At 52.5% G+C, this 20177-nt stretch carries 20 protein-coding genes and 1 pseudogene; 4 read left to right on the top strand and 17 right to left on the bottom strand.

Annotated features, from left to right (window positions below):
* Positions 1–144 precede the first annotated feature (144 nt).
* Complete coding sequence (cspE, locus tag ACS0RQ_RS19815) at positions 145–354, top strand: transcription antiterminator/RNA stability regulator CspE (protein ID WP_012542460.1); 210 nt, start codon at positions 145–147, stop codon at positions 352–354.
* A 55-nt stretch (positions 355–409) separates the two neighbouring features.
* On the opposite strand, the gene crcB is transcribed toward cspE, so the two are convergent.
* On the bottom strand, positions 410–793 hold the full coding sequence (gene crcB / locus ACS0RQ_RS19810; protein ID WP_041852145.1) for a fluoride efflux transporter CrcB: 384 nt from the start codon (positions 791–793) through the stop codon (positions 410–412).
* A gap of 88 nt (positions 794–881) precedes the next feature.
* Between crcB and ACS0RQ_RS19805 the strand changes: the two genes are divergently transcribed.
* Positions 882–1670 carry a deaminated glutathione amidase gene (locus tag ACS0RQ_RS19805; RefSeq protein ID WP_271851230.1) on the top strand — a complete coding sequence of 263 codons (789 nt, stop codon included), beginning with the start codon at positions 882–884 and terminating at the stop codon, positions 1668–1670.
* Positions 1671–1797: 127 nt separating this feature from the next.
* The gene (gene tatE, locus ACS0RQ_RS19800) at positions 1798–2001 is read left to right on the top strand and encodes a twin-arginine translocase subunit TatE (RefSeq protein WP_041852143.1); all 204 of its coding nucleotides are present in this window, start codon (positions 1798–1800) and stop codon (positions 1999–2001) included.
* A gap of 75 nt (positions 2002–2076) precedes the next feature.
* Here the strand turns inward: tatE and lipA are convergent, their stop codons facing one another.
* The 12 genes and pseudogenes from lipA to ACS0RQ_RS19740 all read right to left on the bottom strand — a co-directional run bounded on the left by lipA (position 2077) and on the right by ACS0RQ_RS19740 (position 14053).
* Positions 2077–3042: a lipoyl synthase gene (lipA, locus tag ACS0RQ_RS19795; RefSeq protein ID WP_079498387.1), complete on the bottom strand. Its 966-nt coding sequence runs from the start codon at positions 3040–3042 to the stop codon at positions 2077–2079.
* 209 nt (positions 3043–3251) lie between these two features.
* Positions 3252–4142 (bottom strand): annotated as a pseudogene (locus ACS0RQ_RS19790) (YbeF family transcriptional regulator); the annotation flags it as partial.
* A gap of 17 nt (positions 4143–4159) precedes the next feature.
* Positions 4160–5307, bottom strand: a protein-coding gene (locus tag ACS0RQ_RS19785; protein ID WP_085949497.1) for an IS3 family transposase whose coding sequence is annotated in 2 segments (ribosomal slippage) — positions 4160–5070 and positions 5070–5307 — 1149 coding nt in all. Because the reading frame shifts where the segments join, the coding sequence is not laid out codon by codon here.
* 438 nt (positions 5308–5745) lie between these two features.
* Complete coding sequence (lipB, locus tag ACS0RQ_RS19780) at positions 5746–6387, bottom strand: lipoyl(octanoyl) transferase LipB (RefSeq protein ID WP_193795482.1); 642 nt, start codon at positions 6385–6387, stop codon at positions 5746–5748.
* Positions 6388–6475: 88 nt separating this feature from the next.
* The gene (ybeD, locus tag ACS0RQ_RS19775) at positions 6476–6739 is read right to left on the bottom strand and encodes a DUF493 family protein YbeD (RefSeq protein WP_007373847.1); all 264 of its coding nucleotides are present in this window, start codon (positions 6737–6739) and stop codon (positions 6476–6478) included.
* A 103-nt stretch (positions 6740–6842) separates the two neighbouring features.
* On the bottom strand, positions 6843–8054 hold the full coding sequence (dacA, locus tag ACS0RQ_RS19770) for a D-alanyl-D-alanine carboxypeptidase DacA (protein WP_271850852.1): 1212 nt from the start codon (positions 8052–8054) through the stop codon (positions 6843–6845).
* A gap of 137 nt (positions 8055–8191) precedes the next feature.
* Entirely contained in the window at positions 8192–9337 is a 1146-nt protein-coding gene (rlpA, locus tag ACS0RQ_RS19765; protein ID WP_271850822.1) for an endolytic peptidoglycan transglycosylase RlpA, read from the bottom strand.
* 10 nt (positions 9338–9347) lie between these two features.
* A complete protein-coding gene (gene mrdB, locus ACS0RQ_RS19760; protein WP_041852137.1) occupies positions 9348–10460 on the bottom strand; it encodes a peptidoglycan glycosyltransferase MrdB in 1113 nt (370 codons plus the stop codon).
* A gap of 2 nt (positions 10461–10462) precedes the next feature.
* Positions 10463–12364 carry a peptidoglycan DD-transpeptidase MrdA gene (mrdA, locus tag ACS0RQ_RS19755; RefSeq protein WP_041852136.1) on the bottom strand — a complete coding sequence of 634 codons (1902 nt, stop codon included), beginning with the start codon at positions 12362–12364 and terminating at the stop codon, positions 10463–10465.
* A 26-nt stretch (positions 12365–12390) separates the two neighbouring features.
* Positions 12391–12858, bottom strand: coding sequence for a 23S rRNA (pseudouridine(1915)-N(3))-methyltransferase RlmH (gene rlmH, locus ACS0RQ_RS19750; protein WP_271850823.1), 468 nt, complete (start codon positions 12856–12858; stop codon positions 12391–12393).
* Positions 12859–12861: 3 nt separating this feature from the next.
* Positions 12862–13179: a ribosome silencing factor gene (gene rsfS, locus ACS0RQ_RS19745; protein WP_041852134.1), complete on the bottom strand. Its 318-nt coding sequence runs from the start codon at positions 13177–13179 to the stop codon at positions 12862–12864.
* A gap of 262 nt (positions 13180–13441) precedes the next feature.
* Entirely contained in the window at positions 13442–14053 is a 612-nt protein-coding gene (locus ACS0RQ_RS19740) for an adenosylcobalamin/alpha-ribazole phosphatase (RefSeq protein ID WP_079498423.1), read from the bottom strand.
* Positions 14054–14150: 97 nt separating this feature from the next.
* Between ACS0RQ_RS19740 and cobD the strand changes: the two genes are divergently transcribed.
* On the top strand, positions 14151–15242 hold the full coding sequence (gene cobD, locus ACS0RQ_RS19735) for a threonine-phosphate decarboxylase CobD (RefSeq protein ID WP_271850824.1): 1092 nt from the start codon (positions 14151–14153) through the stop codon (positions 15240–15242).
* On the opposite strand, the gene nadD is transcribed toward cobD, so the two are convergent.
* Genes nadD through leuS form a run of 4 tightly spaced genes read right to left on the bottom strand, consistent with a single transcriptional unit; the run spans position 15217 to position 20036 of the window.
* Complete coding sequence (nadD, locus tag ACS0RQ_RS19730) at positions 15217–15858, bottom strand: nicotinate-nucleotide adenylyltransferase (protein ID WP_103245940.1); 642 nt, start codon at positions 15856–15858, stop codon at positions 15217–15219. The two genes, cobD and nadD, sit on opposite strands and share 26 nt — an antisense overlap.
* Position 15859: 1 nt before the next feature.
* Positions 15860–16891, bottom strand: coding sequence for a DNA polymerase III subunit delta (holA, locus tag ACS0RQ_RS19725; RefSeq protein ID WP_271850825.1), 1032 nt, complete (start codon positions 16889–16891; stop codon positions 15860–15862).
* Positions 16891–17439, bottom strand: a complete 549-nt coding sequence (lptE, locus tag ACS0RQ_RS19720; protein ID WP_271850826.1) for an LPS assembly lipoprotein LptE — start codon at positions 17437–17439, stop codon at positions 16891–16893. The genes holA and lptE overlap by 1 nt, the downstream gene beginning before the upstream one ends.
* A gap of 14 nt (positions 17440–17453) precedes the next feature.
* Positions 17454–20036, bottom strand: a complete 2583-nt coding sequence (gene leuS / locus ACS0RQ_RS19715) for a leucine--tRNA ligase (RefSeq protein WP_271850827.1) — start codon at positions 20034–20036, stop codon at positions 17454–17456.
* Between the last annotated feature and the right edge of the window lie 141 nt (positions 20037–20177).

The following is a 20177-nucleotide window of genomic DNA, read 5'->3' as shown; positions in this document are numbered from 1 at the left end:
GGATCCCAAATAAACGGTAGCTTTGAAAAAACTTAGCGACATTTATCACTTTTTGATGAATAACGACTGGACAAAAGTCTTCACAATTGTTGTACTGTAACTCGACACAGCATTTGTGTCGTTTTTCATGTAAAGGTAATATTGATGTCTAAGATTAAAGGTAACGTTAAGTGGTTTAATGAATCCAAAGGGTTCGGTTTCATTACTCCGGAAGATGGCAGCAAAGACGTGTTCGTACACTTCTCTGCAATCCAGAGCAATGGTTTCAAAACTCTGGCTGAAGGTCAGCGTGTAGAGTTCGAAATCACTAACGGTGCCAAAGGTCCTTCTGCTGCTAACGTAATGGCTATCTAAGTTAGCAATAAGACAGAATTTCAAAACCCGCCTCTAAGGCGGGTTTTTTTTGCCCTTAATTTGCATTCACGCTGGAAAACAACCAGAACGCGAGTGCCGTCATTGCAAATGATCCGAGCAGATTAACGGCCACGTTGAGCAAAGCCCAGCTAAAGCGTCCTTCCTGCAGTAAAAACACCACTTCGGCCGAAAATGTTGAAAACGTCGTCAGACCGCCGCAAAAACCGGTGGTCAGCAACACCTTCCACATTGGGTCGATATGGGTCATGCGGTTAAACCAGGCCAGCCCCATGCCAATGATAAACGCGCCGGCTAAGTTCGCGGTCAGTGTCCCCAACGGAATAGCGTGATGGGCGGGGTTAAATTTCATGCTGAGCGCCCAACGCGCCACGCTGCCAGTCCCACCACCAATAAATACAGCTAAAAGAAGTTGTAACACGGGTAAAACCTGCTATTTGATTTGTTAAAGTGGTGAGTGTAGCGCCGAAGCGCAAGGCTGGCTATGGCGACAGAATCAGGAGAAAACGATGATTGTTGCAGCAGGGCAATTTGTGGTTACCCCGGACTGGCAAACGAATGCCCGGACATGTGTAACCTTGATGGCGCAAGCGGCACGCCAGCAGGCGTCGCTGTTGGTACTTCCAGAAGCGTTACTGGCAAGAGATGACAACGACCCCCATATGTCTGTGAAATCGGCTCAGACGCTGGATGGCGGCTTTTTAAGCCTGTTGCTGGAAGAGAGCCGTCACAACAAGCTAACAACCATACTGACCCTCCATGTGCCTTCTGCGCCAGGCAGGGCGGTCAATACGCTGGTGGCGCTGCGCGAAGGGCACATCATTGCCCATTACGGTAAACTTCATCTGTACGATGCATTTAACATGCAAGAGTCGGCTCGCGTGGATGCGGGGCATGAAATCGCACCATTAATTGACGTAGACGGGATGAAGGTTGGGTTAATGACCTGCTATGATCTGCGTTTCCCCGAGCTGGCATTGTCGTTGGCGCTACAGGGGGCAGACATTCTGGCGCTTCCTGCTGCCTGGGTTCGGGGCCCGCTCAAAGAGCGGCACTGGGCGACATTGCTGGCTGCACGAGCACTGGACACGACCTGTTATATCGTTGCGTCAGGTGAATGTGGCAATAGGAATATTGGCCTGAGTCAGGTGGTCGACCCTCAGGGGGTTGTTATTGCCGCAGCGGGGGAAGCCCCGCAGCTCATCATGGCGGAGATTACGCAGCAGCGCTTATCGCAGACGCGGGAAAAATTACCGGTACTGCGCAACCGCCGTTTCGCTCCACCGCAACTGATGTGATGTTTTTTTAAACAACGCTTGATTCATCTCGTTACAGATTGCTATTGTGTGCGCGCGTCGAATGACCGTTAATGACATCAGGTTATAATGGTGCTTTACGCAGTCCGATTTATGAAAGAAGGTATCTATGGGTGAGATTAGTATTACCAAATTGCTGGTCGTGGCCGCACTGGTCATTCTGCTGTTTGGTACCAAAAAACTTCGTACGCTGGGCGGTGATTTGGGCACAGCGATCAAGGGCTTTAAAAAAGCCATGAACGACGATGACACCACGGCGAAGAAAACTGCGGAAGACGACGTTCCAGCCGAAAAGCTTTCTCATAAAGAGTAAGCCTGTTCGTGCAGCATAAAAAAACCGGCGCAATGGCCGGTTTTTTTATGGCAAGTGTAATCAGATATTACCGCATTATTTGACTTCAATACCTTTAGCTTGCAGGTCAGCGTGGTAGGACGAACGCACGAATGGACCGCATGCGGCATGGGTGAAGCCCATCGCCAGCGCTTCCGCTTTCATTTCATCAAACTCTTCCGGGCTGACATAACGCTGTACAGGCAGGTGGTGACGGCTTGGCTGCAGATACTGGCCCAACGTCAGCATGGTGACGCCGTGACGGCGCAGATCACGCATAACCTCGACGATTTCCGCATTGGTTTCGCCAAGTCCCACCATCAGACCAGATTTGGTTGGGATCTCCGGATGCGCTTCTTTAAAGCGTTCCAGCAGTTTCAGCGACCAGTTATAGTCTGCACCCGGACGGACCTGGCGGTAAACGCGCGGTACGTTTTCCAGGTTGTGGTTAAACACATCCGGCGGGGTAGCCGTCAAAATATCCAGCGCGCGGTCCATACGACCACGGAAATCTGGTACCAGCGTCTCAATCTTGATTGCGGGGTTTTTCTCGCGAATCGCACTGATACAGTCAGCGAAATGCTGAGCGCCACCGTCGCGCAGATCGTCACGGTCTACGGAGGTAATAACGACGTAACGCAACGCCATATCAGAGATAGTTTGTGCCAATTTTTTCGGCTCATTGGCATCCGGTGCAACAGGGCGGCCGTGTGCCACATCGCAGAACGGACAACGACGCGTACAGATAGCGCCGAGGATCATAAAGGTTGCCGTGCCGTGATTGAAACACTCTGCCAGGTTCGGGCAGGACGCTTCTTCGCAAACCGAGTGCAGCCCATTCTTACGCATGGCCGCCTTGATGCCCTGAATACGGGACGAGTCAGCCGGAAGTTTGATTTTCATCCATTCCGGTTTTCTTAACAGGGCTTCGCGCTCTGTTGCCACGTTTTTAACCGGGATAAGGGCCATTTTATCGGCATCGCGGTACTTAACACCGCGTTCCATCACAATGGGTTTACTCATAGCGTGCGTGTTCCAGTTGCGGATAACGAAGTAAGTGTTTCAATTCAAGGGAATGTTGTATTTATCAACTATTTTTGAATTAATGACGTGCAGTATAGCACTGATAAAGGGCAGAAAGCAGCCTGGCAACTCGGCAAAATGTAAAATAGTTGTTGTTTTGTACCCTTTGCCCAATGGTCATTGTCCGTTTTGCCAGGCTGATATGGAATTCAGAATGCGCGGCGAATAACGTTGATAACGTTTTCAAGCACGGGGTCACGAAGGCTTAACTTGTTGTAATACAGAGAAACATCCAGTCTTTCGTTACTGACTGGCGGAAAATCAATTTCCACCAGAGGCCAGCACGCGCTAAAAAGCTTGAACAGACGAGTCGGCATCAGCCCCAGCATATCGCTGTTGCCAATCAGTGCTGCGATAGTGAACATATTGTAACTGCTAAAGCTGACGTGACGTTCAGGGAACAGATCCTGAACACGCTGACGCAACGCACTCAGGTTTTGTCCCTCTAGCATCAATAAGGTGTGTTCATAGTGTTGCAGGACATCTTCGTTGATCGTCGAGCGCAGGCATGGGTGCCCTTCGCGACACACCAGCATTAGCCTGTCTGTATAGAGTGCATGATGGCTGAGAGTGCGTGCCGACGGGATATTGGTATCGATGATGAGATCGGTCTGGAACTGACTGAGCTGATTTTCGGCATCATGAATAGGGATGTTGCGCATTACCAGATGTGGTGCGCTTTCTTTGATCGCCTGCCAGATGACGGGAATCACAATCGCGCCCAGCGAAGGCGGTGTGCCTATGGTAATGGTTCGCTGTTTATCATAACTGCCGGTGAGATCCAGCGCACCGAGAATCGACTCCAGACCCTGGCTGATATACTCATGTAAATGCGACGCATAGGCTGTTGGCGTCACGCCCTGGCCTTTACGAATAAAAAGCGGATCGGGAAATATTGTTCGTAATTTTTGAATGGATTGACTAATTGCGGACGGCGTCAGGTTAAGCACTCGCGCGGCATTCACAATCCCTTTGTGTACATATACTGCCTCAAAGATGGTCAATAAATTGAGGTCTATATTGCGTAACGTTCGGAAGATGAATCGCCACGGATAATCTAGACACTTCCGAGCCGTTGATAATACTGGTTTTCATATTCTGTCGGTGACATCTGTTCGCTAGAACCATGCCGACGCTTACTGTTATAAAACATTTCGATGTAATCAAAAATATCACTGCGGGCTTCTTCCCGCGTTCCGTAGATCTTTTTCTTTATCCGTTCACGTTTCAACAACTGGAAAAAACTTTCTGCAACCGCATTATCATGGCAGTTACCGCGACGGCTCATGCTACCCTCCAGGCCGTGTGATTTCAGGAACGACTGCCACTCATGGCTTGTGTACTGACTGCCCTGATCCGAATGAACCAGCACCTGTTTTTCGGGATTACGCCGCCATACAGCCATCAGCAGTGCGTTCAGGACAATGTCCTTTGTCATCCGGGATTGCATGGACCAGCCGATAATTTTGCGTGAGAACAGATCAACAACAACGGCAAGATACAGCCAGCCTTCGTGGGTCCTGATGTAGGTTATGTCCGTTACCCAACGCTCATCAGGAGCATCCGGATTGAACTGTCGCTGGAGCCTGTTGGGTGACACGATACTGGCCTCGCCTTTACGTGCCCGCGGGCTTCGGTATCCGACCTGAGCCTTTATTCCGACACGTTTCATCAGTCTCCAGACTCTGTTTACTCCGCACTGTTGCCCGCTGTCACGCAGATCCAGATGGATTTTGCGATAACCATAGACGCATCCCGACTCCAGCCAGAACTGTTTAATCTGTCCTGTCAGTCTCAGGTCTGCCTGATGGCGTTGTGAATGCGGCTGCTGAAGCCAGGCGTAAAAACCACTGGGATGAACATCCAGCACCCGACAGAGCAGGCGAACAGGCCAGCAACAGGAGTTGTCACGGATAAAGGCGTACCTCAGTCGGACAGCTTTGCGAAGTACGCCGCGGCTTTTTTTAATATGTCCCGTTCGTCGGTAACCCGTTTCAGCTCTTTCTGGAGACGGCGGATCTCGGCCTGAGCATCTGACTGTTCTTTATTAGTGGAAGAATCCGGACCGTACTTCTTTATCCAGGCATAAAGGCTGTGGGTGGTGATATCGAGACGTGTTGCAACGCTGGCAACAGAATAACCGCGATCAACAACCTGTTTGACTGCTTCAGTTTTAAACTCTTCGGGATAACGCTTACCGCTCATGGGCACCTCTCTTTAAGCCATCTTAAATGACTCTGAGGTGTCTGTTAAACCCGTGGCGATTCAAGATTTGCGGTTTATCATCTTCGGGGCGCTCGGCTATTCTCTGTTCCGGCAAGTTATTATAATCCACGCTTGTACTCCGTAATCATTCACAATATGAATGATAGTTGAATTTATTATTTATGGTGATGTGTAATTTAAGCTGTTTTTTTCTTCACATATCATCATTATGGATGGTTTTCAGCATGATGCAGGACATTAAGCTTAAATTTAATCCGGCTATTCGCAATTCGACGTAGTAGCAAAGGTGCCACGCGTTGCGAATTAACCTGATCAGGCAGGTATTTTGAAAATAGAGAAGAGCGTTGCGGTTGTAAAGTATAACTGGGGGAAATATATAACGACTTGCTTAAAAAGCAAGCCGTTATACATCATATATTAAGTACTGGTATATATATGCGGCGGATTGTTTAGCTGTGCTAAAAGATGGCTAATAAGCACAGGTCTTATTTTGTCCATATTGGCATCAGGCGCGAAATGTTTTACTTGTGTCATTTCCATCCCCGCGTACCCACAAGGATTGATGCGTAAAAAAGGGGTAAGATCCATCGCAATATTTAACGCCAGACCATGAAATGAGCAGCCTTTACGGATGCGCAACCCCAGCGAACAGATCTTTTTATCCTGCACATAAACGCCCGGAGCATCGGCGCGCGCACGAGCCTCAATACCCAATTCCGCCAGCGTATCGATGACAGTTTGTTCCATCACGGTGACGAGTTCGCGGACGCCAAGTTTGCGACGCTTGAGGTTTATTAATATGTACATAACCTGCTGACCGGGACCATGATAAGTGACCTGGCCACCACGGTCGCTTTGTATCACCGGAATATCACCCGGAGAGAGTACATGCTCAGCTTTACCTGCCTGGCCCTGGGTGAATACCGGGTTGTGTTCAACCAGCCAGATTTCGTCAGGCGTGCTCTCGGTGCGGGTTTCCGTGAATTCATGCATTGCCTCCGACACAGGGTCGTAGGGCTGCAGGCCAAGGTTACGGATTAGGATTGTATCCTGAGACAAAACAGCATCTCCGGGAGAAGAAAAGGTGAGGGGAGTATATCACAGAGAGGGTGTTACCCGACCAGCGGCCCGGTAACACCTGGCTTAATTACAGCACCATACGAACAATTTCAATATTGCCCAGTTCTTCGTACAGTGTCTCAACTTGCTCAATATGCGTGGCGGTGATGGTGATGGATACCGAGTGGTAATTGCCTTTGCTGCTCGGTTTTACCTGCGGAGAGTAATCACCGGGCGCATGGCGCTGTACCACTTCAACCACCAGATCAACCAGCTCTGGTTTCGCCAGTCCCATCACTTTGTATGTAAAGGGAGTCGGGAATTCAAGCAGTTCTTTGAGATTGGTTTTCATGTCAGCTCCGGCGTAAAAATAATAACTCCTGCCGAAAGGGCAGGAGTTTATTTGAGATGCTTAGTATATGGGGACGGAAATCACACTTTCAAGTGTTCGTTTTTTAGCCGAACCAGTGGTGGAACATCAGCTTGATATAGTCGATGATTTTACCGAAGAAATTCCCTTCCTGGATTTCCTGCAGCACGACCAGAGGACGTTGTTCGATGGTTTTGCCGTCCAACTGGAAGTTAATCGTGCCGACCACCTGATTTTTCTGCAACGGTGCATGCAGTTCGCTGGTGGTTAAGACATAACTTGCTTTCAGGTCTTTCATGCGACCACGTGGGATTGTCAGGTATACATCTTTATCAACACCCAACGAAGCGCGATCGTTATCACCGAACCAGGCTGGCTCAGAGGCGAACTCTTTGCCTGCTTTCAGCGGACTTACGGTTTCGAAGAAACGGAAACCCCATGTCAGCAGTTTTTTACTTTCGGCTTCACGCCCTTTGAACGTTCTGCCACCCATCACCGCGGAGATCAGACGCATCTGGCCTTCGGTTGCAGACGCCACCAGGTTGTAACCCGCTTTGTCTGTGTGACCAGTTTTAATACCATCGACATTCAGGCTGTTATCCCACAGCAGACCGTTACGGTTGGTCTGGCGGATACCGTTAAAGGTGAACTCTTTCTCTTTGTAGATGGAGTATTCGTTTGGCACATCACGAATCAATGCCTGGCCAATCAGAGCCATGTCACGTGCTGAACTGTATTGCCCCTCAGCATCCAGACCATGAACAGTCTGGAAGTGGGAGTTCTGCAGGCCAAGCGCGTTAACGTAGTTATTCATCAGACCGACAAACGCGTCCTGGCTGCCAGCAACATAATCGGCCATCGCCACACAGGCGTCGTTACCAGACTGCAGGTTGATACCACGGATGAGCTGGGAAACCGGCACTTGCATACCCGGTTTCAGGAACATCAGAGAAGAGCCACGGAACACCGGGTTGCCGGTCGCCCATGCGTCATTGCCGATAGTGACCAGATCGCTGTCTTTAAATTTACCCGCTTTCATTGCCTGGCCGATGACGTAACTGGTCATCATTTTCGTCAGACTGGCCGGATCACGGCGCGAATCGGCGTTCTGTTCTGTCAACACCTTGCCGGAGTTGTAATCGATGAGGATCCAGGATTCGGCATCAATCTGTGGGGCGCCAGGAATCATGGTCTTGATGTTGAGATCATCGGCATGGGCTGCGCCGAGGGTTGCGGCAGTGAGTGCCGTGGTGAGCGCCAGGCGCTGTACGAAACGAACGGAGAGAGTGGTCTTCATGGTCTGAACAACGACATCCGTGATGGAGTTAAAAAAGTGCCCTACTATAGCAAAAGCTATTCTGACAGGCATCCGACTTTCCGCATGACTTTGTTAATGCTGTTTACACTGGCTGACAAAGTCAGATGCCAAATCTGTTATTGCGCGTTGGTCACAAAAGACTGTAACTGCGCTTCATTTCGTAGACGCTGTTGTAATGCACTGGCGTCCGACTTATTGGTAAATGGTCCAAGCTGAATACGCCACACAGCGCCGTTTTGTACCACCCGGCCCGGCACAGAAAATTGCTGGGCCAGGCGTTGCTGGTACTGTTGTGCGCGGGTTTGATCGCTGACTGCGCCAACCTGCACCATATAACTTCCACTGGCTGCCGCCGGCGCGGCTGATGTCGCAACGTGGCCCTGTACTGAACCTGGCGCGGTGATCGGCGCCGTCACAGGTGCGGTGCGTGTTACCGGGGCCGCTACCACTGGCGCAGCGGCAACGGGGGGCGTGGTCTGCGTCGTCACCGCAGGCGCAACGGCTTCGCTGCCCTCAAGTACGCCAGCATGCAGCGGCGTCGGCGCCCCAAGGAAACCGCCGCTACTTACTGGCTTTGTGTTTTCGTCCCCTTTCAGCGTCGAATTGCTGACCATACGCACGTTATCAGGAGCAGGCTGTGGTTGTGACGCGCCATTACCGCTTAAATCCGGAAGTGCTGGCAGGGCATAGGTCTGCTTCGCGATAGTGGTACAAACCGTACCCGGGCCGGACATGGAACCGTCCTGCGCCACAATGATCGGGTCGATGCGCACTTTGGTATTGTTCGACGTATTCAGGCGATCCGCTGCCGCACGTGACAATGAGATCACGCGATCGTTACCATAAGGGCCGCGATCGTTGATGCGTACAACCACCATGCGACCATTGGCCAGGTTGGTGATACGGGCATAACTTGGAACGGGCAGCGTCGGATGCGCGGCGGTCAGTTGTAACGGATCGAACGCTTCTCCCGTCGCGGTTAAATTGCTGCCAGGTTCCGCATCATAGATAGCGGCGAACCCTGCCTGGCTGAACTGCGAAGGATTCTGCACAATTTTGTAGCTTTTGCCGTCGCGCTCGTAATCCTGGTTTGCCGAAGGATTCGGCGTTTCAAAACGAGGCTCCGCGCCGCTGATTTCAACGACCGGACCGCTGCACACCGGAGTAGGCGGCGCGACCATCGTCTTTTGCTGACCATCATCACTTGAACATGACGCCAGCAATACTGCTGCTATACAGACACCTGGCCATTGCTTACGCATTGCGCACCCCTTATACGCTTTTTGATAACATCTTCCTGTGGGTATGAATCGACATCACGATACCAAACCCCGCCATCAGTACAATCAGGGCCGAGCCCCCGTAACTTACCAGCGGCAACGGTACGCCCACCACCGGCAAGATACCACTCACCATACCAATATTTACGAATACATAAACGAATAAAATCAACATCAAACCGCCCGCCATGACCCGGCCAAAGGTGGTTTGCGCGCGCGCGGCAATCCATAAGCCACGCATGATCAGCAGTACATAAAGCCCGAGCAGGATCAAAATACCAATCAGCCCCAACTCTTCGGCAAGGACGGCAAAGATAAAGTCGGTGTGGCGTTCAGGCAAAAACTCCAGCTGCGACTGCGTACCGTGCAGCCAACCTTTCCCCTGCAACCCACCGGAGCCGATGGCGATTTTCGACTGAATAATATGATAGCCTGCGCCGAGGGGATCGGTTTCCGGATCGAGCAACATCATCACGCGCTGGCGTTGATAATCGTGCATCAGGAAGAACCACAATATGGGTATAAATGCCGCTATCAGGAGAACGGCCACTAAGATGAGGCGCCAGCTCAGGCCGGATAAAAACAGCACGAAAAGACCGGACATAGCGATAAGAATGGCGGTACCGAGGTCGGGCTGGGCGGCCACCAGCAGCGTTGGCATAAATATCAGCACCAGCGCAATCGCGGTGTTTTTCAACGATGGCGGACAGACGTCGCGGTTAATAAAACGCGCCACCATGAGCGGTACAGCAATTTTCGCAATTTCCGATGGCTGGAAACGCACGATGCCTAAATCAAGCCAGCGCTGAGCACCTTTGGAGATCGCCCCGAAAGCATCAACGGCGACCAGCAGGATGACGCAAAAAACATACAGATAGGGTGCCCAACCTTCATAGACGCGTGGTGGAACCTGCGCCAGTACTACCATCGCGATAAGACCCATGGCTATCTGGCCGACTTTACGCTCGGTCATGCCGATATCCTGCCCGCTGGCGCTCCAGATAACCATCGCGCTGTAGAACAGCAGAGCCAGCACAATCAGCAAGAAGGCGGGATCGATATGGATTTTATCCCAGAACGATTTTTTGTTCGGATTATCCGTCATGATTATTGGTCCTCTGCCGCTGTTGATGCCGGGTTTTCCGACGGCAATTCAGTGTTGTTGTCGCCAAGCATTATATGGTCGAGGATCTGGCGCATAATCGTACCGACCGCAGGGCCGGCGCCGCCGTTTTCCAGGATCATTGCCACCGCAACCTGGGGATTATCATAGGGTGCGAATGCCGTCATCAACTTATGGTCACGCAGACGTTCGGCGATGCGGTGCGCGTTATAGGTTTCGTTAGCTTTTAGCCCGAAGACCTGGGCTGTACCGGATTTTGCCGCGACTTTGTACGGTGAACCGGCAAAATATTTATGCCCGGTTCCGTTCGGACGGTTTGCCACGCCGTACATCCCATCCTTGGCGATTTCCCAGAAGCCGGAGTGCACATCGCCAACCTGTTTTTGCGGCGGCTGTTGCCATGGAACTTGTTTACCGTCTTCCGTCGTACTCATTAACAAGTGCGGCACTTTGACAATGCCGTCGTTAATCAGCGTCATCATCGCTTTGTTCATTTGTACTGGCGTTGCGGTCCAGTAACCCTGGCCAATCCCGACGGGAATCGTGTCCCCCTGGTACCAGGGTTTCTTAAAGCGTTTAAGCTTCCATTCGCGCGTTGGCATATTACCCGAGCGCTCTTCGGCCAGGTCGATACCGGTATACTGACCGTAACCAAACTTGGTCAGCCACTCGGCAAGGCGGTCGATGCCCATATCGTAGGCGACCTGATAGAAGAAGGTATCCGCTGACTCTTCCAGTGATTTGGTGACATTCAGGCGGCCATGACCCCACTTTTTCCAGTCACGATAGCGTTTTTCAGAGCCGGGCAGTTGCCACCAGCCCGGATCGAAAAGGGTGGTATTGCGAGTGATCACGCCGGCGCTCAGGGCAGAGACGGCAACATAGGGTTTCACCGTCGATGCAGGCGGGTAAACCCCTTGCGTGGCGCGGTTCACCAACGGTGTGTTCGGGTCGTTGAGCAGCGCGGTGTAATCCTTGCTGGAGATGCCGTCGACAAACAGGTTCGGGTCATAGCTCGGCGTAGAGACCAGCGCGAGAATGGCACCATTACGCGGGTCGGTCACTACGACCGCCGCACGGCTACCCTGCAGCAGGGTTTCAATGTATTGCTGCAGTTTTAAATCCAGCGTCAGGTAGATGTCATGCCCGGCTTGAGGTGGCACTTCTTTTAACTGGCGAATCACGCGCCCGCGGTTGTTAACTTCGACCTCTTCGTAACCGGTCTGTCCGTGCAGCACATCTTCGTAATAGCGTTCAATGCCGAGCTTGCCTATGTCATGCGTGGCGGCGTAGTTCGCCAGCTTGCCTTCTTTATCCAGCCGTTCGACGTCTTTATCGTTTATTTTGGATACGTAGCCAATCACGTGCGTCAGCGCTGAGCCGAATGGATAGTAACGGCGTTTATAGCCTTTTACTTCCACGCCAGGGAAACGATATTGATTGACCGCGAAGCGCGCCACCTGAACTTCATTGAGGTTGGCTTTGACCGGAATCGAAGTAAAGCGATGGGAGCGGGAGCGCTCCTTTTTGAAGTTAGCAATATCCTCATCGGTCAGGTCCACCACGTCACGCAGCGCATTGAGTGTTTGCTCAACGTTGTCGACCTTTTCCGGCATCATCTCAATCTGGTAGATCGTGCGGTTCAGCGCCAGCGGCGTGCCGTTGCGATCGTAGATAATGCCGCGACTTGGCGGAATAGGTACCAGTTTGATACGGTTCTCGTTAGAACGCGTCTGGTAGTCAGCATGACGGACAATTTGCAGATTATAAAGGTTGGCGATAAGCACGCCGGTGAGCAGCAAAATCCCTGCAAAAGCGACAAGGGCCCGGCGCACAAACAGCGCAGACTCAGCCGAATAGTCGCGAAAAGAATTCTGTAATTTCATCCGCTGCTTAGTTTACCTGGTGGTCATTACTCACGATGATAAGGATGGTTGGTCGTGATGCTCCATGCGCGATACAAACTTTCCGCCACCAGCACACGCACCAGCGGGTGAGGAAGCGTCAGCGCAGAGAGTGACCAGCTTTGTTCTGCCGCATCTTTACAGGCGGGGGATAACCCTTCCGGCCCGCCGATAAGCAGGCTGACGTCACGTCCGTCCTGTTTCCAGCGTTCCAGTTCATTTGCCAGTTGCGGTGTATCCCAGGGTTTACCGGGGATATCGAGGGTGACGATCCGATTTTTACCTGCCGCAGCAAGCATCAGTTCACCCTCCTTGTCGAGAATACGCTTGATATCTGCGTTTTTGCCGCGCTTGCCCGCCGGGATTTCCACCAGCTCAAAAGGCATATCTTTCGGGAAACGACGCAGATATTCAGTAAACCCGGTTTGTACCCAGTCCGGCATTTTTGTGCCGACGGCTACCAGTTGCAGCTTCACGCATTAACCCCAGAGTTTTTCCAGCTCATACAGGCGACGACTCTCTTCCTGCATCACGTGGACGATGACATCACCCAGGTCTACGACGATCCAGTCAGCGACATTTTCACCTTCCACTCCCAGAGGAAGCATACCCGCAGCACGAGATTCCTGAACCACATGATCCGCGATGGACATGACGTGGCGTGTGGAAGTGCCGGTGCAGATTATCATACAGTCGGTGATACTGGATTTGCCGTGAACGTCGAGTGCGACGATGTCCTGACCTTTCAGGTCATCAATTTTGTCGATTACAAAATCCTGGAGTGCTTTACCCTGCAAGTGTTCCCCCTGGGGTGTACATGAAAACGGTGTAAATAAATGGCCTGACATTATACCTGAACTACGACCATTGTCGGGACAAATGTCCGACCCTGGCTTTTAAAAAGTGGGCTATCATCCCACCCCATGAGTGAGATTGCATCGCCATTTTTGTAAAACAATTTCTGTAAGGCCGCAGATAGCGGTGCGGAGGATAGCAGCCTGTCCGTGTGTGTCAATGACCTGACTCGCGGGAGAGGCGTGCCGGGTGAAAAAACGGCCGTTAATCCTCCGCTTGCCACACCGCGCGGCTGTTGAGAACGCGTAACATGGAGAAATCATCATGGATGTCCATTGCGCTCCAGGTGCCCTGATCTACACGAAAATGCCATAACGACGCCGCTGGCATCTTAAGTAAACTGGCGATGAGCAGACTCAATACGCCCTGATGGCTGACGATCAGCAGATTTTCCGCCGGGCCCCAGTTGGGGAGCTGGCTGATAAAATCTTGTACACGTGCGGAGAACGCCTGAAAACCCTCTCCGTTGGTAGGAATGGCGTTCTGCCAGTCGGCACACCACGCGGCATAGCTCTGCGGATCTTCTCGTGTCAGGTCCCGGTGGTGGCGCATCTCCCAGTCGCCAAAAAACATCTCATTGAGCAACGGCGTTGAGTGTTGAACGATATTGCGATCGCTCAGTACCAGCCTTGCCGTGTGTTGCGCACGTTCGAGTTCGCTGCAGATCACCCGGTCAAAAGGTACTTCACGCAGCAGGTGATGTAGCGTTTGCGCCTGTGAAATCCCCTTTGCGGTTAGCGGGGTAGGTGAGTGACCACTGTAGAGTCCTGCAACATTTGCTTCGGTTTCGCCATGTCGAATCAACCAGAGTCGCATTGTTTTCTCCCGTGCGGTTTTCTGCACGAAGTTTATCATTACACCCTTATTCCTGGTGGCTTTTCGTTTAAAATATCGCTTTTGCCCGGAGCAGAAGATGGCTTTATTTCACAGCGCGCATGGCGGAAATATCCGTGAGGCCGCTGCTATGGTGGGTGTTTCAGCCGAGGATTTATTGGATTTCAGTGCGAATATCAACCCGGCAGGTATGCCCGCGTCATTGAAACACGCTTTACTGAATAATTTTGCCGTGGCTGAGCGCTACCCGGATCCCGAGTATCAGCAATTACATCAGGCGCTTGCCGCACATCATCAGGTTCCCGCTGACTGGATCCTCGCGGGCAACGGTGAAACCGAATCAATATTTACGTTGGTGAAAGGCCTTCTCCCGCGCCGGGTGATGCTCGTCACGCCGGGGTTTGCCGAATATCGCCGCGCCTTGCAGCTTTCCGGGTGTGATATCGTCGATTATGCGCTGCGTGAAGAGGATGGCTGGCAGATTACCGGGGCGATTCTTGACGCACTCACCGGTGGCGTTGACTGCCTGTTCCTTTGCACTCCCAATAATCCCACCGGCCTGTTGCCAGATGCTTCACTGATGCATGATATTGCCGCACGCTGTAAGCAGCTCGGCATCACACTGGTGCTGGATGAAGCCTTTATCGATTTCCTTAGCGATCGCGACGGATTTATCCCCCATCTGGCGGACAATCCGCATATTTGGGTGCTGCGTTCCCTGACCAAGTTTTACGCTATTCCGGGGCTACGCCTGGGGTATTTGCTCAGCAGTAGCACACATCTTGTCACCCGCATGCGTCAGCAGCAGATGCCCTGGTCTATTAACGCCTTTGCGGCGCTGGCGGGAGAGGTGGTTTTAAACGATAGCGCGTATCAAAAAGAAACATGGCAATGGCTCAACACGGAACGACCGCGTTTGCGGCAGTCGCTGGAAAATTTGCCAGGGTTATCCGTCTGGCCTGGCGTGGCGAATTATCTCTTCTTGCGCTGTGATGCAGGTATTGACCTACAGCAGGCGCTGCTGCGCCAGCACATTTTGATTCGCAGTTGCGCAAACTATCCTGGGCTCGACGCGCGTTACTACCGTGTTGCGGTACGCAGCGCGTCAGAAAACGACCGGCTGATTGAGGCGCTGGATAGCGTCCTCAGCGATAGAGGCCGTGCTGATTGATATAATCGAGTACCGTGGCGGGAAGCAGGTCATCGCAATTCTCGCCTCTTTCCAGCCTTTCGCGGATGAGCGTGGCGGAAATGTTGAACCATGGCGTTTCCGCTAAATAGATTTTCCCGGCAGGCAGGGTGTGCAAATCATCCGCGTTATGTGTCAGATGGTCTTCCAGCCACTGTTGATCGGCTTCATTCTCCATGGCTAACGGGTAACCGGGGCGGCGGCAGACAATCAAATGGCTGTTGTTCAGAATAGTTTCATAATGATGCCATGTCGGAAACGTTAGCAGCGAGTCCTGACCAATAATGAAGGCCAGTGAGCGCTTTGGCCCTTGTTCTTCTCGCCACGCCTGCAAAGTTTGCGCCGTGTACGAGGGGCTCTCCCGCCGCAGTTCGCGCTCATCAAGGGCAAAAAGCGGCTTATCGCTGATCGCCAATTCCACCATTGCTTTACGCTGTACGCTTGTCGCCTCAGGCTGTGGACGATGGGGGGGGACGTTATTGGGCATGATAATGACGCGTGACAGCCCAATCTGGTTTGCCAGTGCTTCGACCGGTTTCAGGTGCCCGTAGTGAATAGGATCAAATGTACCGCCAAAAAGTGCCTGCAACTGATTCATATCAACCATCAATAAAAACGTCTGCCAGTGCCTTATGACAGAGTAGCAGAGAAAGTCCTTCCAGCTCTGCCCACACCGACTGACCAAAATCCTGTTTCACAATCAATTCAATACGCGTAAGCAGATGCACAGCCTGGCGCAGTTGCTCGTTGCTCAGACGTTGTAGCGCTTCACCGATAAGGCCGCGCCGATTTTGCCAGACCCGGTGTTTATCAAACAGCGAACGCAGCGGCGTATGGGCAGACTGCCGTTTTAGCGTCACCAGTAACGTCAGCTCACGCTGGATAGTACGCAGCAGGATAACCGGTTCACTGGCTTCGAGTTTAAGCTGATGCAGTATATGAAGCGCACGTTTACTTTTCCCTGCCAGCAGGGCGTCTACCCAGTGAAATGGCGTGAAGTGAGCGGCATCGTTAACGGCCTGTTCCACGCGTGGTAGCGTCAGCTTACCGTCCGGGAAGAGCAGCGCCAGTCTTTCCAGCGCCTGCGCGGCGGCCAGCAGATTACCTTCGTAGCAATAGCAAAGCAGCTGATTCGCGGCATCATCCAGTTGCAGGTTATTCTGCTTCGCACGCGCGGCAACCCAACGGGGTAGATTGGCCTGCTCCGGGGTCTGACAACTGACCGAAACGCTGCGATTGGCCAGAGCAGTATACCAGGCGGCATTTTCCTGGGCCTTCGTCAGCTTATTGCCACGCACAATCAATATCAGATCATCATGAAGCAGGCCCACCAGCATGGCGAGCCGTTCATTGAGCGCGGCGTTAGGGCCATTTTCCGGCAACTGTAATGACAGTATCTGGCGGCTGGCAAACAAGCTGAGCGCCTGGCAGATCGCATAGATAGCATCCCAGTCCGTGCTGGCATCAATGGTGAAAGCGTGATGTTCGGTGAAGTCTTGTGCGAAGGCCGCCTGACGTACGGCGTCATGGCTTTCCTGCAATAAAAGAGGGTCATTACCGAGCAGTAAATACGCCGCGCGCAGCCCTTCATTGAGCTGCGCGCGGAGTTGTTCCGGATACAACTTAAGCATTAGCTACCCGGTTTCGCCGCAGGACGCGCGGACGGCGGGTTTTTCTCGTTATCTGCCGCTTGTACGCTAGACAGTTTGCGAATCAGCTGTTCTGCCGCCTTGTCGTACATTTCCTGAAGGATGATGTCTTGTTCAGCATCTTTCGCCAGCGCCGTCTGTGGGTTATCAAAGAACGAACGATACACTTTGGTGTTGATCGGGTAGATGTCATGGCCCGGAATCAGCACGCTGGCGTCAACTGTCATCACCAACTGATACTCCGCAGTGCGTCCGTCCTGGAAGATAGACGCAGTATCACGTGCGAGAGTCATAGCACCAAGGCGAAGGGAAGGCACATCCTTACGCAACGAGCCTTTCTCCACCAGTTCCACGCCATTCAACCGCAACTGATTACGTACAGCACGGCTAAGAGGACCGTTCGGATCTGCGGAATCAAAGATTATTGTGTTCATATTGCCCGGCACCTGCGTCGTATTACGCAAGTGCCAGCCACATCCGGCGGTGAGAAGCACCGCCAGTGATAACAACCATGTTGCCAGATATCGCACGCTTCCTCCCGCGCTTAGCCAACGACCAGATTAAGCAGTTTACCCGGTACGTAAATCACTTTACGCAAGGAAACGCCATCAAGATATTTTGCGACCAGCGGTTCCTGGCCTGCACGTTCACGGACCTGTTCTTCGGTCGCGTCAACGGCAACGGTGATTTTACCGCGCACTTTACCGTTAACCTGCACGACAACCAGCGTGGTGTTTTCAACCATCGCCGCGTCGTCTGCAACCGGCCACGGCGCGTTGTCGATATCGCCTTCGCCGCCCAGTTCTTTCCACAGGGTAAAGCTCGCATGTGGCGTGAACGGGTTAAGCATACGGACAACCGCCAGCAGCGCTTCCTGCAGCAGAGCACGATCTTGCTCGCCTTCGGTCGGCGCTTTCGCCAGTTTGTTCATCAGCTCCATAATCGCCGCAATCGCGGTGTTGAAGGTCTGACGACGACCAATATCATCCGTGACTTTAGCGATAGTTTTGTGAACATCGCGGCGCAGCGCCTGCTGGTCTTCGTTCAGTGCGCTGATATCCAGTGCTACAACCGGGCCGAGTGCTTTATGTTCATAAGCCAGTTTCCAGACGCGTTTCAGGAAGCGATTTGCCCCTTCCACGCCGGACTCCTGCCATTCCAGCGTCATATCTGCCGGCGAAGCGAACATCATAAACAGACGCACGGTGTCTGCACCATAGCGTTCCACCATTTCCTGCGGGTCGATACCGTTATTTTTCGACTTGGACATTTTGCTCATGCCGGTGTACACCAGCTCATGGCCCGCCGCGTCTTTCGCCTTCACGATACGGCCTTTCTCGTCGCGCTCAACGATGGCTTCTTTCGGTGAAACCCAGTTACGCTCGCCGTTTTCGCCAACGTAGTAGAACGCGTCTGCCAGTACCATGCCCTGACACAGCAACTGTTTTGCAGGTTCGTCAGAGTTCACCATACCTGCGTCGCGCATCAGCTTATGGAAGAAGCGGAAGTAGAGCAGGTGCATAATGGCGTGTTCGATACCGCCAATGTAGATATCAACCGGCAGCCAGTAGTTAGCCGCTTTCGGGTCCAGCATGCCTTCTTTGTACTGCGGGCAGGTGTAACGCGCGTAGTACCAGGAGGACTCCATAAAGGTGTCGAAAGTATCGGTTTCTCGCAGCGCGGGCTGGCCGTTGACGGTGGTTTTCGCCCACTCAGGATCGGCTTTGATCGGGCTGGTGATGCCGTCCATGACCACATCTTCTGGCAGAATCACCGGGATCTGATCTTCTGGCGTTGGGATCACAGTACCGTCTTCCAGCGTCACCATCGGAATTGGCGCGCCCCAGTAACGCTGACGGGAAACGCCCCAGTCACGCAGACGATAGTTGATTTTGCGCTCGCCAACGCCTTTGGCCGCCAGTTTGTCGGCAATGGCATTGAAACCTTCTTCAAAGCTCAGGCCGCTGAATTCGCCAGAATTGAAGAGGGTGCCTTTTTCGGTCAGCGCTTGTTCTGACAGATCGGGTTCAGAACCGTCTGCTGCCAGAATGACCGCTTTGATCGGCAGATTGTATTTGCTGGCAAATTCATAGTCGCGCTGGTCATGACCCGGAACGGCCATCACGGCACCAGTACCGTACTCCATCAGCACGAAGTTTGCTGCCCAAACCGGAATCTCTTCGCCGGTTAATGGATGAACGGCTTTAAAGCCGGTATCGACGCCTTTTTTCTCCATGGTCGCCATATCTGCTTCGGCCACTTTGGTAGTACGGCATTCGTCGATAAAGGCTGCCAGTTCAGCATTGGTTGCCGCCGCTTTCTGCGCCAGCGGGTGACCAGCCGCCACCGCCAGATAAGTGGCACCCATAAAGGTGTCCGGGCGGGTTGTGTAAACGGTCAGCGTTTTGTCATAGCCGTTAACGTTAAAGGTGATTTCCACGCCTTCGGAACGACCAATCCAGTTGCGCTGCATGGTTTTCACCGTGTCAGGCCACTGATCCATATGATCCAGGTCGTTGAGCAGTTCTTCGGCATAGGCGGTGATTTTGATAAACCACTGCGGGATCTCTTTACGCTCAACTTTGGTGTCGCAGCGCCAGCAGCAGCCGTCGATAACCTGTTCGTTCGCCAGCACGGTCTGGTCATTCGGGCACCAGTTCACTGCGGACGTTTTCTTATACACCAGGCCTTTTTTATACAGTTCAGTGAAGAACTTCTGTTCCCAGCGATAGTATTCCGGGGTACAAGTGGCCAGCTCGCGGCTCCAGTCATAGCCGAAGCCCAGCATTTTGAGCTGGTTTTTCATGTACGCGATATTGTCGTACGTCCACGGTGCCGGGGCCGTGTTGTTTTTCACCGCCGCACCTTCGGCAGGCAGACCGAACGCATCCCAGCCAATCGGCTGCAACACGTTCTTGCCCAGCATGCGCTGGTAACGGGAAATCACATCACCGATGGTGTAGTTACGCACGTGGCCCATGTGTAGTCGGCCAGAAGGATAGGGAAGCATCGACAGGCAGTAATATTTTTCTTTGCTCTCGTCTTCAGTTACTTCGAAGGTACGCTTCTCTTCCCAGTGAAGCTGGACTTTGGATTCTATCTCTTCCGGGCGGTATTGCTCTTGCATGGCAGCCAGTGGTCCTGTATTTGCGATACAGCTACAAATGTAGCGTTTTACGTGGTTTTTCAGATCCGCATAGCATAGCCCAAACGACTTCGTCACAACAGCCTTTCGCACATTTAGCCTGTGAAAAGCCCTCGACGAGAA

It is taken from the genome of Phytobacter diazotrophicus, assembly GCF_052061655.1.
GTDB classification, from domain to species: Bacteria; Pseudomonadota; Gammaproteobacteria; order Enterobacterales; family Enterobacteriaceae; genus Phytobacter; species Phytobacter diazotrophicus.
The sequence above is the reverse complement of the archived record's forward strand: the minus strand, read 5'-3'. Positions and strand labels throughout refer to the sequence as shown.